Below are 13381 nucleotides of genomic sequence, written 5' to 3' on the forward strand. Positions count from 1 at the left end.
CGGTGCTGATGAGGGCGATGGCGGCGGCGCGGTTGCGGAGGTCGGGGCGGTCGGCGGCGGCCATGATGGTCATTCCGCCCATGCTGTGGCCGGCGATGATGGCGGGGGTGTCGTCGGGGAGGGTGGTTCGGAGGACGGCGGTGAGGTCGTCGGCGAGGGCGGTGGTGGTGTAGGCGGTGCGGTTGGCGGGGCGGTGGCTGTGGCCGTGTCCGCGCTGGTCGTAGAGGACGATGCGGAGGTTCGGGGGGAGGTGGTTGATGACGGGGGCCCAGAAGGGGGTGGAGCAGGTCCAGCCGTGGGCGAGGACGATGGTGGGGGCGTTGCGGGGGCCGATGGTCTCGATGTGGATGGGGGTGCCGTCGGCGGAGTGGGTGGTGGTGTGGTGGCGTGTCGTCATGGGTCGGCTCCTTGGGGGTGGTGCCGGGTGGTTGTTACCGGTGGGTTGTGGCCGGTGTCACCGGAGCGTAGACCATGACAATGTTCATTGGAAGGTTTTTGGCGGATGTGCGGCGGGGTGTCGGTGAGTACGGGTGATCTTGCGGGTCTGGTGGCGGCGATTCCGCTGTACGTGCCGGTGGGGGAGGTGCGTCGGGCTCGGGTGAGCTCGTTGAGCGCCGATCCGGTGTCGGGGGCGCCGACGCGGGCGGTGGTGGATTTCGGGTCGACGCCGGAGGGGGCGGACGCGGGTCCGGAGCTGGAGGTGGCGACGCGGTTGTGGCCGGGGGCGGAGGGGGCCGGTGCGCGGGTGCTGCGGGGTCTGTGCGCCGAGAGGGCGTTGATGGAATTGCGTGCGCGGGATCCGCTGGGGGCGGGGGCGCTGTCGCTGGGTGAGGGCGCGGTGTGGTCGGAGGGCGTGGTGGAGGTGGACGGCCGGGAGCTGGCGTCGGTGGTGGTGGAGTCGGGGCCGTGCTGGGTGGCGGCGGTGGACGCCGGCGGCGGGGTGCTGGTGCGGGTGTACGCGCGGGCGCCGGGGCCGGGCCGGGTGCGGTTGCGGCGGGTGGCGGACGCGGGTGAGCTGGAGCCGCTGCGGGGCCGGGGGTGAGCGGTCCGCGTGCAGGAGGGCGGGGCCCTGCCGGGGTGTTCCGGCGGGGCCCCGCCCTGGTGTGCGGGGTCAGGCGCAGCAGCCGGTGGGGTCCTTGTCGGCCTGGGGCGGCGGGGGGTCGTCGAGGCCGGGGGTGAGGAGGCGGCGGGGGCCGGGGCCTTGGGCGGCGAGTTCGTCGTGGGGGTTGGACAGGGCGCAGCGTTCGAGGGAGAGGCAGCCGCAGCCGATGCAGTCGGTGAGGTCGTCGCGGAGGCGCTGGAGCTGTTCGATGCGGGCGTTGAGTTCGGTGTGCCAGGTGCTGGAGAGGCGGGCCCAGTCCTGGGTGGTGGGGGTGCGTTCGTCGGGGAGGCTCTCCAGGGCGGTGCGGATGCGGGCGAGGGGGATGCCGACGCGTTGGGAGACGCGGATGAAGGCGAGGCGGCGGAGGGTGTCGCGGGTGTAGCGGCGCTGGTTGCCGGCGGTGCGGCGGCTGTGGATGAGGCCTTGGCGTTCGTAGAAGTGCAGGGCGGAGACGGCGACGCCGCTGCGTTCGGCGACTTGGCCGACGGTGAGTTCCTTGCGCTTCCAGGCCTCTTGGGGCACCGGTCCTCCTTGGTCGGGGTGTGGCGGTGCCGAGCCTAGTACGGTGGGCGGTTTCTGGGTTCCTGGTGCGGTTCGCCGGTTTTCGCGGGGCGGGGCGGCCGGGGTCGGCCGCGGGCCGGGGCGCTCCTCTCGTTTATGCAGGTCAAGCCTATTTTTCGGGTGGGTGCGGGGGCAAGGCGGCGCGCCGGTGCGGGGGCGATGGCAGGAAAGGTGGGGTGCTCGACATTGCCGCCATGGGCGGGGTGCGCCAGGATCGGCGGCATGGGTGAGCGCGAGGTGGTGGTCCCGCTCTTCGAGGGTGTGCAGAGCCTGGACGTGACGGGGCCGGCGGAGGTGTTCTCGATCGCGGGGGCGCTGCTGTCGGGGCGCAGGGCGGCGCCGGGGTACCGGGTGGTGACGGCGTCGCCGGGGGGTGCGGCGGTGCGCTGCTCCAGTGGTCTGCGGCTGCTGCCGGAGGCGGCCCTGGAGGAGGCGGGGGCGGGGGACACGCTGGTGGTGCCGGGCGGGCCGGGGACGCGGGAGCCGGATGTGCGGGTGGTGGCCTGGCTGGGGGAGCGGGCGGGGCGGGCGCGGCGGGTGGCGTCGGTGTGCTCGGGGGCGTTCCTGCTGGCGGAGGCGGGGCTGCTGGCGGGGCGGCGGGCGACGACGCACTGGGATCTGTGCGCGGATCTGGCGCGGCGGTTTCCGGATGTGCGGGTGGATCCGGATCCGATCTTCGTGCGGGACGGGCGGGTGTCGACGTCGGCGGGGGTGACGGCGGGGATCGATCTGGCGCTGGCGCTGGTGGAGGAGGACGCGGGGCGGGAGGCGGCGGCGACGGTGGCGCGCTATCTGGTGATGTATCTGCGCCGGCCGGGCGGGCAGGCGCAGTTCAGTGCGGTGCTGTCGGCGCAGGAGGCGCGGCGGCCGCCGGTGCGGGACCTGCAGCATTGGATCGCGGAGAACCCGGGGGCGGATCTGTCGGTGGAGGCGCTGGCGGGGCGGGCGGGGTTGTCGCCGCGGCAGTTCGCGCGGGTGTTCGCGGGGGAGGTGGGGGTGACTCCGGGGCGGTTCGTGGAGGGGGTGCGGTTGGAGGCGGCGCGGCGGGCGCTGGAGGAGTCGGACGAGGGGGTGGCGGCGGTGGCGCGGGCGTGCGGTTTCGGGACGGCGGAGGCGTTGCGGCGGGCGTTCGTGCGGCGGTTGGGGTGTTCGCCGGCGCGGTATCGGGAGCGGTTCCGGCCGGTGGGGTGAGGGGCGGCCGGAGGGCCGTTCCCGTGCGGCGGCGTGCGGCCGCCGTCGGTGACCGAGAGGGGTGTAGTGGATGCGGATCGTGATCGTGTTGTTCGAGGGGTTCACCGGGTTGGACGTGGTGGGGCCCTATGAGGTGCTGTCGCGGTTGCCGGGGGCGGAGACGGTGCTGGCGGCGGAGCGGCGGGGGCCGGTGCGCACGGACACCGGTGCCCTGGGGGTGGTGGCCGATGTGTCGCTGGCGGAGGCCGGGGCGGCGGATCTGGTGCTGGTTCCGGGCGGGCCGGGGCAGGAGGAGCTGATGGGGCCGGGGCCGGTGCACGAGTGGCTGCGGGAGGCCGATGCGGGCAGTTCGTGGACGGTGTCGGTGTGCACGGGGTCGCTGGTGCTGGCGGCGGCGGGGCTGCTGGAGGGGCGGCGGGCGACGACGCACTGGGCGGCGATGGACCGGTTGGCGGAGTACGGGGCGGTGCCGGTGCGCGAGCGGGTGGTGCGGGACGGCAAGTACGTGAGCGCGGCGGGGGTTTCGGCCGGGGTGGACATGGCGCTGGAGCTGGCGGGGCGGATCGAGGGTGATCTGTTCGCGCAGATGGTGCAGTTGGGCATCGAGTACGATCCGCGTCCGCCGTATGCGGCGGGTTCGCCGGAGTCGGCGCCGCCGGAGGTGGTGGCGGCGCTGCTGGAGGAGTCCCGGTAGGGCCTGGGGGCCGCGGGGCCGCCCGCCCAGGGTGCGGGGCCGGGGTTCTCAGGGGAGGTTGTGCCCGGCCCCCAGCCGGTGGGAGAGCACGATCTCCCGGGTGAGTTCGGCGAACCTCTCCGGGGCGGCGGGTGCGCGGGGTGCGCGCCCGCCGTTTTCTCATGTGGGGTTCCAGGGGGTGGGGCGGGGGATCCAGGCGGGGACGTTGCGGCGGTAGCGGTCGTAGGCGGGGCCGAAGCGGCGGCGGAGTGCGGGTTCTTCGCGGTGGCGGACGTAGGTGGTGGTGAGGGCGGTCAGCAGGGCGGCGTAGAGGGGGGTCCAGGGGCCGGCGAAGATCAGGGCCTGGCCGGTGGTGATGGCGATGAGGGCGAGGTACATGGGGTTGCGGACGTGGCGGTAGACGCCGCCGGTGACGAGGGCGGCGGGGGGTGCGGCGGGGGCGGGGGTGCCGGAGCCTTCGCCGGCGAAGCGGTGGAAGGCCTGGGTGAGGAGGGCGAGGCCGGCGGTGATGAGGAGGGCGCCGGTGGTGCGGGCGAGGGGGCGCAGGGGGTGGGGCGGGCGGGGGCGCCAGCGGTTGAGCAGGTAGGGGATGAGGCCGGCGACGGTTCCGGGGCCGGCGAGGAGGAACAGGGCGCTGGCGGTGGCGGCGGTGGACTTGCGCATGGCGGCCCCCGGGTTTCGGTGTCGGTCGTGGTGTTCCCGGTCGGGGGCGGGGTGATGCGCGGTGCGGCGGGGTCAGGTGGGGCGGCGGTAGAGGCGGGCGAGGACGTCTTCGATGCCGGGTTCGTGCAGGGCGAGGTCGGCGATGGGGTGGCGGGCGGCGGCTTCGGCGATGGCGGGGGCCGGGGGGCCGGTGAGTTCGAGCCATTGGCGGGGGCCCTGGGTGCGCAGGTGGCGGGCGCCGGGCAGGTCGAGGGGGTCGGCGGGGTGCTGGAGGTCGACGACGAGGGTGCGGGGGGCGGGGGCGAGGGCGTGCAGGCCGTCGAGGTCGCCGTCGTAGGCGAGGGTGCCGTGGTCGATGAGGATGACGCGGCGGCACAGGCGTTCGACGTCGCTGAGGTCGTGGGTGGTGAGCAGGATGGTGGTGTTGCGGCGGGTGTTGAGGTCGAGGAGGAATTCGCGGATGGCGGTCTTGGAGACGATGTCGAGGCCGATGGTGGGTTCGTCGAGGATGAGCAGGTCGGGGTCGTGCAGGAGGGCGGCGGCGAGGTCGCCGCGCATGCGCTGGCCGAGGCTGAGCTGGCGGACGGGGGTGTGCAGGAAGGGGGCGAGGTCGAGGGCGTGGGTGAGGTGGTCGAGGCGGGCGGTGTGGGTGCGGGCGGGGACGCGGTAGAGGTGGCGGGTGAGGGCGAGGCTGTCGCGGAGGGGGAGGTCCCACCACAGGGTGGTGCGCTGGCCGAAGACGACGCCGATGCGGGCGGCGAGGGCGGTGCGGCGGCGTGAGGGGGGCAGGCCCAGGACGGTGAGGTGGCCGCGGGTGGGGGCGAGGATGCCGGTGAGCATCTTCATGGTGGTGGATTTGCCGGCGCCGTTGGGGCCGAGGTAGGCGACGGTTTCGCCGGGGGCGATGGTGAAGGTGACGTCGCGGACGGCGGTGGCGGTGGTGCGGGTGCGGCGCAGCAGGGGGCCGGTGGACAGGGTGAAGTCGCGGCCGAGGGCGTGGGCGCGGATGGCGGGTTCGGTGGTCATGGGTCAGCTTCCGGTGGATCGGTAGTGGCGGAGGCCGGTGCGCCAGGCGAGGGCGGCCAGGGCGGTGAGCAGGAGTGCGGCGGCGGGGGCGGCGTGGCGGAGTTGTTCGGGCAGGCCGGTGGGGTCGGGGCGGTCGAGGAGGTGGAGGGCGGGCTGCCAGGAGACGAAGGCGAGGGGGAGGGCGAAGGTGGCCCAGCGGGCGGTGTCGGTGCCGAAGACGGCGAGGGGGTATTCGGTGAGGGCTTTGCCGCCGTAGGTGATGGAGTTGGCGGCTTCGCGGGCTTCGGCGATGAAGAACTGCAGGCAGGCGCCGATGAGCCAGGTGGCGCAGCAGATGGCGGCGCCGGAGGCGATGAGGAGGGGGAGGGTGAGGGCGCGGGCGGGGGTCCAGTCGATGTCGGCGGTGGCCAGGGCGTAGGCGAGGCAGGCGAGGGCGGGCAGGAGTTTGCCGAGGCGGCGGGGGGAGAATTCGTCGGCGGCGAGTTGGACCAGGGGGGAGACGGGGCGGATGAGCATGGTGTCGAAGGCGCCGGAGCGGATGTGGGCGCCGAGGCGTTCGACTTGGCCGATGAGGAGGTCGGCGGTGCCGAAGGCGGTTCCGGCGAGGCCGTAGACCAGGAGTGCTTCGGTGGCGGTGAAGCCGGCGAGGGTGCGGGCGTGGCCGAAGACGGTGAGGACGGCGATGAGTTCGATGGTGACGCTGAGGGATTGGGCGAGGCCGAGGAAGGCGAGGGAGAGGGGGTATTGGGCCATGGCGCGGGACCAGGTCCAGATGAGGCGGAGGTAGGTGCGGGCGGGGGGTGCGGGCCGGCGGTCAGGGGTGTCAGCCACCTTGGACCACCGCCTTGCGGGTGGCGCGGGTGGTGGCCAGGGCGCCCAGGGCGAGCAGGGCGGCGGCCCAGGCGGCCTGCCGGGCGAGGCCTGCGGCGAGTTCGGGCGGGGTGTGCTTGCCGAGGAAGGCTTCGACGGGGAATTGGATCATGGAGGCCCAGGGCAGGGCGCGCATGGTGGTGGCCAGTGGTTCGGGGAACAGGACCAGGGGCAGCAGGACGCCGGAGAAGGCGGGGCCGGCGAGGAAGAGGAGGCTTGCCAGGCCGCGGGTGTCCAGGAGCCAGAATCCGGCGAGGGCGAAGAGGTAGCGCAGGGCGAAGCCGATGAGGACGGCGAGGGCGGCGGCGGTGGTGAAGGCGGCCCAGCGGGCGGGGTCGGCGGGCAGGTCCAGGGGGAGGAGGAGGGCGCCGGCGGTGAAGGTGGGGGCGCCGCGGAAGGCGGTTTGGAAGGCGGCGCGGCCGAGGTCGTCGGCGAGCCACCAGGCGAGGGGGTGGGCGGGGCGCATGAGGTCGGTGGCGATGTCGCCGGTGCGGATGCGTTCGCCGAGTTCGAGCGGGGGGCCCATGATGGCGGTGGGGGCGAGGAGGGCCTGGGTGATGAAGACGTGGGTGATGGCGTCTGCGGCGTCGTAGCCGTTGATGTGGGGGCGGGCGTCGAAGAGGGCGAGCAGGACGCCGGCGTTGATGAGGCCGAAGACGGTGTTGGTGAGCAGTCCGGCGGCGGTGGCGGCGCGGTAGGTGGCGTGGCGGCGCAGCCCGTTGGCGAACACCGCTCGGTACAGGCGCATGAGAGAGGGGGCTCCCTGGCGGTCGGCCGTGCGTGTGGTGGATGACGGCCAGGGGCGGGGCCCCGGGCCGGTGTCCGGCACGGCCCTGCGTCGCGCAGGTCCGGGTCGCCGCGAGGTTGTGAGGCTAGCACGGTCGGGGCGGTGGTGGGGCGCGGTTAGGGTTTGCGGGCCGTTTTCGTGTGGTGAAAGGGAGTGCGGGGGTCATGGGCGAGGGGCTGAGCGTGGTGTTCGACGCCGATCCGGGGGCCGATGAGCGGCTGGTGGGCGAGGTGTGGGCGTCGGCGGGGGTCGAGGTCGAGGGGGGTTCGCCTGCGGGTGAGGGGTGTGCGTCGCTGGGCACGGTGGTGGCGCGGCGCGGCGGTGAGCTGGTGGGGTGGGCGACCTTGCTGGAGCCGGACGGGCGTGATGGTGAGCCGCATGTGCAGTGGGCGCTGGCGTCGCTGGAGGCGGGGCTGGTGTCGGGCGGCGGGGCCGGCGGTCCGGTGGGCGAGGCGGAGGTGGAGGCGGTGGAGGCCCTGGTGGGGGCCGCCGCGGAGCGGGCGCGCGGGCTGGGGTACGGCGGTGTGGTGTGGTCGCCGGGCCTGGCGGAGGTGGATGAGGTGGTGGCCGCCCGGTTGGGGGCGGTGGTGGTGCGCGAGGAGGGGCGTGATTGGGCGGTGGCCGACCTTTCGGGGTGGGCGGCGCCCGGGGGGTTGCCGCCGGTGCGGGTGCGGCGGGTGGAGGAGGTGGGCGAGGAGCTGCTGGAGGCCTATGCGCGGCTGTACGCCGACCATGCGGTGCTGTACCCGTTCGAGCAGGAGTGGGACGCCGACGACGTCGCGGATTTCCTGGACACCTCGGAGGTGGAGGGGGTGCGTGAGGCGCCGGTGTTCGATGTTCTGGTGGGCGGGGCGCTGGTGGCGCATCTGCCGGTGCTGGTGGACGCCGATGGGGCGGCGGCGGTGGGCAAGGTGGTGCACCACGGGGTGGACGCGGCCGGGTTGGCGGCGGGGCTGGCGGGGTGTCTGGAGTCGCTGGCCCGCGGTGGGTCGGCGGTGCGGTCGCTGGTGGTGCGCGAGTTCGACGACGCGGTGCTGGCGGGGGCGGCGGAGCGGGTCGGCATGGTGGTGGCGGCGCGGTGGCCGGTGTACCGGTTGGGGGTTTGAGCCCGGGGGTCGGGGCGGTGCGCCTCTGTGTGCGGGCGGTCGGTCTTCGGGCGGGTGTACCGGTGGGGCGTTCCGGTGTCCGCTCGGTGTGTGCGGGTTCTCGGTGCGGCTGCCCTGGGGGTGTGGTTCAGGGCATGGGGCGGTCGGCCCGGTCGTAGGCGCGGCGGGCTTGTTCCACGCCGGCCAGGTGGGTGTCGGACCATTCGGTGAGTGCGGTGAAGACCGGGCTGAGGGTGCGTCCGAGGTCGCTGATCTCGTATTCGACTCGGGGCGGGATCTCTGCGTGGTGGGTGCGGGTGATGAGGCCGTCGCGCTCCAGTTGCCGGAGCCGCTGGGTGAGCACTTTGGGGGTGATGGGGGGCAGGCGGCGCTGGATCTGCACGAACCGCTGGCGCCCGTGTTCTTTGAGCACCCACAGGATGGGGGTGGACCAGCGGCTGAACACCAGGTCCACCACGGGGCTGATGGGGCATGCCCGGGCTGCTTCGTCGCCGGCCATATCGCCTCCGGATACCCTCAGGGGAGTCGCTATCTTCTAGGAACCTACTGTATCGAGGGTGTTGGCTTTCCTTTGGCGCCGGACGGTCCGGCGGCAAGGAGGAACGGTGTCATGATCATGCTCGGCCTGCCCGCCCGCACCGGTGGGCGTCCTGCGACCGGCCCCTCGGTTCCGCATGTCCAGCTCGACCAGAACAGCCCCGGTGAGGTGCGGGAGGAGCTGGAGCGGTGGATGGTCGGCCACCTGGAGGGGGCCGTCGTCCGCCCCAGCGAGATCTCCGAGCCGGGGTCGCTGGCGTTCTTTCTCGACGGTGTGCTTCCGCCGGCCGGGGCGGTGCTGCTGCCGCCGCGGTTGAACGCCGAGTTCGCCCACGTGCATCCGGACGGCAGCCTGCATCTGGCGCTGTCGCGGGAGGACCAGGACGAGCTCATCGCCGGCGGGTGGGGCGAGCGGCATCCGCTCTACTCCCCTGCGGTCAACGTCGTGATGCTTTACGGTCCCCGCACCGGCGGAGAGCTGGAGGTCGCCAAGGCCGTGGTCGAGGCGTCGTACCGCTATGCCACCGGCCGCGGCCTCGGCGCCTTTGCCGCGGGCTGAGTCCTCCCCGGCCTCTGCCGGCCGGCTTCGGGAGCCGGCCGGCGGGGGTCAGAAGACCTTGCCGGGGTTGAGGATGCCGGCCGGGTCCAGGGCGGTCTTGACCGCGCGGTGCATGGCCAGCACGCCGGGGCCCAGTTCGGCCGCGGCGCCGCGTTTTTTGAGCAGTCCGACGCCGTGTTCGCCGGTGACGGTGCCGCCCAGGGCGAGGGCGTCGTCGACGATGTCCTCGAAGGCCTGCTGGGCGCGGTGCTTGGCGGGGGTGTCGCCGGCCGGGACGATGAACAGCGGGTGGAGGTTGCCGTCGCCGGCGTGGGCGATGTTGCCGATGCGGGTGTCGTGGCGCTCGGCGGCGGCCTCGATGCGCTGGAGCATGTCGGGGACCAGGGCGCGGGGGACGCAGACGTCTTCGGTGAGCAGGGGGCCGAGGCGTTCGAGGGCGGGGTAGGCCAGGCGGCGGGCCTGGAAGAGGGCTTCGGCCTCGTGGGGGTCGGTGGAGCGGGCGGCGTAGCCGGCGCCGGCGGCGCGGAAGTGGTCTTCGATGCGGTCGGCGTGGTCGGATCCGGTGGGGTCGGGGTCGTCGGTGCGGGCGAGGAGGAGGACGTCGCCTTCGGCGGCCAGGCCCATGTTCTTCCAGTCGTCGACGGCCTGCAGGCAGAACCGGTCGATGAGTTCGAGGGCGGAGGGGACGATGCCGTCGGCGCTGATGGCGGCGGTGGCGCGGCCGGCGTCGGCGAGGGTGTCGAAGTAGCCGACGACGGTGTGGGGGGTGCGGGTGCGGGCGGGGATGAGGCGCAGGGTGATCTCGGTGATGAGGCCGAGGGTGCCTTCGGAGCCGACCATGAGGCCGCACAGGTCGTAGCCGGTGACGCCTTTGGCGGTGGTGCGGCCCAGGCGGAGGGTGGCGGCGTCGGCGGTGACGGCCTGCAGGCCCAGGACGTAGTCGCGGGTGACGCCGTATTTGACGCAGCACAGGCCGCCGGCGTTGGTGTTGACGTTGCCGCCGATGGTGGACCAGGGGGAGGAGGCGGGGTCGGGCGGGTACCACAGGCCGTGTTCGGCGGCGGCGGCGCGCAGGTGGTCGTTGACGAGGCCGGGTTGGACGGTGGCGGTCTGCTGGGCGGTGTCGATGTGCAGGACGCGGTTCATGCGTTCGAAGGAGACGACGATCCAGCCGTCGGCGGCGTTGGCGGCGCCGGACAGGCCGGTTCCGGCGCCGCGTGCGACCAGGGGGGTGGCGGTGTCGGCGCAGATGCGGACGGTTTCTGCGACGTCGGCGGTGTGGCGGGGGCGGACGAGGGCGGCGGGGGTGCCGTGGGGGGCCCATTCGGCTTCGTCGTGGGCGTAGCCGGTGGTGACGGCGGGGTCGGTGGTGACCTGTTCGGGGCCCAGGGCCGCGGTGAGTCGTTGTGCGGCGGCGTGCACGGTGGCCTCCTCGGGGTGCCGGGGGCGGGGCCGGTGCGCCGTCGCCCGTAGGCACCTTAGATCGGCGGGGTTCCGCCCGCCCCGGGGGGGTCAGGTGCCGTCGGCGTCGAGGTAGGTCCAGGCGCCCTGGTGGCGGAGGAAGCGGCTGTGTTCGCGGAGTTCGCCGGGGCGGGGGCCGTCGAGGTAGTGGGCGGTGAAGTCGACGGTGCCTTCGGTGTGGAAGGGGGTGCCGCCGGTGGTGGTGTGGATGTGCAGGCCGGTCCAGCGGGTGCGGGGGTCGGGGTCGAGGCGGGCGGGGCGGGTGGAGGGGTGCCAGGTGCGGAGCAGGTGCGCGGTGTCGCCGAGGGCGTAGGCGGTGTAGCGGGAGCGCATGAGTTGTTCGGCGGTGGCGGCGGGGCGGCCGTTGTGCAGGGGTGCGCAGCAGTCGGTGTAGGGGCGGGGGTGCCCGCAGGGGCAGGTGCGTGGTCGGGGCATGCCCCCATTGTGGGGGGTGCGGGCGGGTGGTTCAGCGGGCGAATTCGGTGATGATGCGGGCGCAGAAGGCGGGCAGGTCGTCGGGGCGGCGGCTGGTGGTGATGGTGCGGTCGGTGACGACCGGTTCGTCGACGACGGTGCCGCCGGCGTTGCGGATGTCGGTGCGGATGCTGGGGTAGGAGGTGAGGGTGCGGTCGCGGACGGCGTCGGCTTCGACCAGGATCCAGGGGCCGTGGCAGATCGCGGCGACGGGTTTTCCGGCGTCGACGAAGGCACGGACGAATTCCACGGCGGCGGGGGATGCGCGGAGCCGGTCGGGGTTGGCGGTGCCGCCGGGGACGATGAGGGCGTCGTAGTCGTCGACGTGGGCGCGGGCGACTTCGCGGTCGGGGTGGAAGGTCGCGGAGGGGTGGATGTCGGCGTCCATGGCCTGGATGGGGCCGGTGCGCAGGGAGAGCAGTTCGGTGCGGGCTCCTGCGTCTTCGACGGCCTTTCTGGGTTGTTGGAGTTCGACGCGTTCGACTCCGTCGGTGGCCAGGATCGCGATGTTCTTGCCGTTCAGTGCGGTGCCCATGGCCTGTCCCCCCTTTTTTTTTCCGGTGTCGGGCGGGGGTGTACCCGGTGCGGGGGCGGTGCATGTGGGGCGGGTGGGGGGTCAGGTGGGGGTGAGGCCGGCCTGGTGGGCGGTGATGGCGGCTTGGACCCGGTTGGTGGCGCCCAGGCCGGTGAGGATGGCGCTGACGTGGGTTTTGACGGTGTCTTCGGCGAGGTGGAGGCGGCGGGCGATCTCGGCGTTGGGCAGGCCTTGGGCGAGGAGTGCGAGTACTTGGCGTTCGCGCGGGGTGAGGGCGGCGATCCGCCGGGCGGCGGTGTCGGCGGCGGGGTCGGGGCGGGCGGCGGCCATTCGGCGGGTCATGTGGGCGGCGGCTTCGGCGGAGAGGTAGGCGCCGCCGGCGGCGAGGGCGTGCACGCCGGCGATGAGTTCGCGGGGGTCGCCGGCTTTGAGGAGGAACCCTGAGGCGCCTTCGGTGAGGGCGCGGGCGATGTAGTCGTCCTTGCCGAAGGTGGTGAGCATGGCCACGGCGGTGCCGGGGGAGGCGCGGCGCACGTGGGCGACGGCGCCCAGGCCTCCGCCGCCGGGCATGCGGATGTCGAGGAGGGCGACGTCGGGGCGGGTGCGGGCGGCCAGTTCGACCAGTTCGGGGCCTGTCGCGGCTTCGCCGGTGACCTCGATGGCGGGGTCGGTGGCCAGGATGGTGCGCACGCCCACCCGGATTAGGGGTTCGTCGTCGGCCAGGACCACCCTGATCACGGGGTTCCTCCTTGTCGTCGGTGGTTCTTGGAGGGTATCGGGGGCGGGTGCGGGGCGGTCTCACCCGGAGGTGGGGGGTGGGCGGGGGTGGGGCGGCACTTTCGGGTGAGGGGCCGGGGTGCGGTCGGGTGAGGGGCCGGGGTGCGGTCGGGTGAGGGGCCGGGGTGCGGTCGGGTGCGGGGGTGGGTGCGTTCGGGGGATCCGGGGGCGGGTGCGGGGGGCCTAGTTTCGTTGCGTCGCGGCCGGTCGTGGCCGTGTTCGGATCGTTTCCGGGGTTGGAGTGCCGTTGTCGATGGTGGATGTGTTGCGGGAGGCCAGTGCCGAGGGGTACCGGGCGGTGACCGGGTGGGCCCTGGGGGCGCCGGAGTGGGTGCGTGGTGCGGCGGAGGCGGGTACGGACCTGCTTTTGGCGGGGTTCGCCGCGGTGATGCTGGTGGTGTGGTGGCGTTCGCGGCGGTGGGGGGCGCGGGCGGTGGCCGCGGCGCTGCTGGGTCCGGTGGCGGCGGTGGCGGCCTATCTGGTGAGTGAGACCGCGAAGTCGGTGGTGGAGCAGGACCGGCCGTGCCGGGCGGTGGTGGATGCGGCGGCGTCGATCGCGGTGTGCCCGGAGGTGGGGGACTGGTCGTTCCCGAGCAACCATGCGGCGGTGGCGGGGGCTGCGGCCGCGGCCGCGGTGGTGGCGTGGCGGTGGGCCGGTGCGGTGGTGGTTCCGCTGGCGGGGTTGGAGGCGTTCTCGCGGGTGTTCGTGGGGGTGCATTACCCGCACGATGTGCTGGTGGGGTTGGCCGTGGGCGCCGTGGTGGCGGTGCCGGTGGTGGTGTTGGGGGCGGGGCCGGCGGGTGTGCTGGTGGAGCGGTTGCGGGGTGTGGGCGGGCTGCGGTGGCTGCTGGCGGCGGATGTGCCGCGGGAGCGCGGGCGCGCGGTGGCGGGGGGCGGTTCGCGGTGAGGGCCGCGGCCGGGCGGGCGGCGGAGGCCGCCCCGCCTTCTTCTTCTTTCGCGGGTGCGGCGGTGGTGGCGCGGGGGTTGGCCAAGACCTACGGCTCGGGCGACTCCGCGGTCACCGCCCTGCACCACGTC

17 protein-coding genes are annotated in these 13381 nt (G+C 74.2%); 6 read left to right on the forward strand and 11 right to left on the reverse strand.

What is annotated here, in order from left to right:
* The coding region (locus tag D459_RS0111575; RefSeq protein WP_017593173.1) for an alpha/beta fold hydrolase at window positions 1-397 on the reverse strand (397 nt) is incomplete at its 3' end.
* Between the two features lie 381 nt (window positions 398-778).
* On the opposite strand from D459_RS0111575, the gene D459_RS36890 reads away from it, so the two are divergent.
* Window positions 779-1042, forward strand: coding sequence for a hypothetical protein (locus D459_RS36890; protein WP_241485005.1), 264 nt, complete (start codon window positions 779-781; stop codon window positions 1040-1042).
* A gap of 69 nt (window positions 1043-1111) precedes the next feature.
* Here the strand turns inward: D459_RS36890 and soxR are convergent, their stop codons facing one another.
* Window positions 1112-1624: a redox-sensitive transcriptional activator SoxR gene (soxR, locus tag D459_RS0111585; protein WP_017593175.1), complete on the reverse strand. Its 513-nt coding sequence runs from the start codon at window positions 1622-1624 to the stop codon at window positions 1112-1114.
* Between the two features lie 261 nt (window positions 1625-1885).
* On the opposite strand from soxR, the gene D459_RS0111590 reads away from it, so the two are divergent.
* Together D459_RS0111590 and D459_RS0111595 are read left to right on the forward strand one after the other, a co-directional pair.
* Window positions 1886-2854: a GlxA family transcriptional regulator gene (locus D459_RS0111590; protein ID WP_017593176.1), complete on the forward strand. Its 969-nt coding sequence runs from the start codon at window positions 1886-1888 to the stop codon at window positions 2852-2854.
* A gap of 70 nt (window positions 2855-2924) precedes the next feature.
* Window positions 2925-3548: a DJ-1/PfpI family protein gene (locus D459_RS0111595; RefSeq protein WP_017593177.1), complete on the forward strand. Its 624-nt coding sequence runs from the start codon at window positions 2925-2927 to the stop codon at window positions 3546-3548.
* Between the two features lie 159 nt (window positions 3549-3707).
* Here D459_RS0111595 and D459_RS0111600 read toward each other — a convergent pair whose 3' ends face one another.
* The 4 genes from D459_RS0111600 to D459_RS0111615 all read right to left on the reverse strand — a co-directional run bounded on the left by D459_RS0111600 (window position 3708) and on the right by D459_RS0111615 (window position 6855).
* Window positions 3708-4211: a methyltransferase family protein gene (locus D459_RS0111600; RefSeq protein ID WP_017593178.1), complete on the reverse strand. Its 504-nt coding sequence runs from the start codon at window positions 4209-4211 to the stop codon at window positions 3708-3710.
* A gap of 72 nt (window positions 4212-4283) precedes the next feature.
* Window positions 4284-5237, reverse strand: a complete 954-nt coding sequence (locus tag D459_RS0111605) for an ABC transporter ATP-binding protein (RefSeq protein ID WP_017593179.1) — start codon at window positions 5235-5237, stop codon at window positions 4284-4286.
* Window positions 5238-5240: 3 nt separating this feature from the next.
* The gene (locus tag D459_RS0111610; RefSeq protein WP_017593180.1) at window positions 5241-6068 is read right to left on the reverse strand and encodes an ABC transporter permease; all 828 of its coding nucleotides are present in this window, start codon (window positions 6066-6068) and stop codon (window positions 5241-5243) included.
* Window positions 6061-6855, reverse strand: coding sequence for an ABC transporter permease (locus D459_RS0111615; protein ID WP_017593181.1), 795 nt, complete (start codon window positions 6853-6855; stop codon window positions 6061-6063). The genes D459_RS0111610 and D459_RS0111615 overlap by 8 nt, the downstream gene beginning before the upstream one ends.
* A gap of 203 nt (window positions 6856-7058) precedes the next feature.
* On the opposite strand from D459_RS0111615, the gene D459_RS35855 reads away from it, so the two are divergent.
* Window positions 7059-8000 (forward strand): hypothetical protein, encoded by a 942-nt coding sequence (locus D459_RS35855; protein WP_017593182.1) that lies wholly within the window; start codon window positions 7059-7061, stop codon window positions 7998-8000.
* A gap of 127 nt (window positions 8001-8127) precedes the next feature.
* On the opposite strand, the gene D459_RS0111625 is transcribed toward D459_RS35855, so the two are convergent.
* Window positions 8128-8445, reverse strand: a complete 318-nt coding sequence (locus tag D459_RS0111625) for a winged helix-turn-helix transcriptional regulator (protein WP_241485006.1) — start codon at window positions 8443-8445, stop codon at window positions 8128-8130.
* Between the two features lie 165 nt (window positions 8446-8610).
* Here D459_RS0111625 and D459_RS0111630 point away from each other — a divergent pair, with 165 nt between their 5' ends.
* Window positions 8611-9096, forward strand: coding sequence for a luciferase domain-containing protein (locus D459_RS0111630; RefSeq protein ID WP_017593184.1), 486 nt, complete (start codon window positions 8611-8613; stop codon window positions 9094-9096).
* A 48-nt stretch (window positions 9097-9144) separates the two neighbouring features.
* Here the strand turns inward: D459_RS0111630 and D459_RS0111635 are convergent, their stop codons facing one another.
* The 4 genes from D459_RS0111635 to D459_RS0111650 form a co-directional block, all read right to left on the reverse strand.
* A complete protein-coding gene (locus D459_RS0111635; RefSeq protein ID WP_017593185.1) occupies window positions 9145-10518 on the reverse strand; it encodes an FAD-binding oxidoreductase in 1374 nt (457 codons plus the stop codon).
* A 90-nt stretch (window positions 10519-10608) separates the two neighbouring features.
* Window positions 10609-10992 (reverse strand): YchJ family protein, encoded by a 384-nt coding sequence (locus D459_RS0111640; protein WP_081620541.1) that lies wholly within the window; start codon window positions 10990-10992, stop codon window positions 10609-10611.
* Between the two features lie 31 nt (window positions 10993-11023).
* A complete protein-coding gene (locus D459_RS0111645) occupies window positions 11024-11566 on the reverse strand; it encodes a type 1 glutamine amidotransferase domain-containing protein (RefSeq protein ID WP_017593187.1) in 543 nt (180 codons plus the stop codon).
* 81 nt (window positions 11567-11647) lie between these two features.
* Window positions 11648-12304, reverse strand: a complete 657-nt coding sequence (locus D459_RS0111650; RefSeq protein ID WP_017593188.1) for a response regulator — start codon at window positions 12302-12304, stop codon at window positions 11648-11650.
* 292 nt (window positions 12305-12596) lie between these two features.
* On the opposite strand from D459_RS0111650, the gene D459_RS0111655 reads away from it, so the two are divergent.
* Window positions 12597-13250, forward strand: a complete 654-nt coding sequence (locus D459_RS0111655) for a phosphatase PAP2 family protein (protein ID WP_017593189.1) — start codon at window positions 12597-12599, stop codon at window positions 13248-13250.
* Window positions 13251-13381: the final 131 nt, after the last annotated feature.

Origin of the sequence: Nocardiopsis potens DSM 45234 (genome assembly GCF_000341105.1) — a bacterium.
In the GTDB taxonomy this organism is placed as follows: Bacteria; Actinomycetota; Actinomycetes; order Streptosporangiales; family Streptosporangiaceae; genus Nocardiopsis_A; species Nocardiopsis_A potens.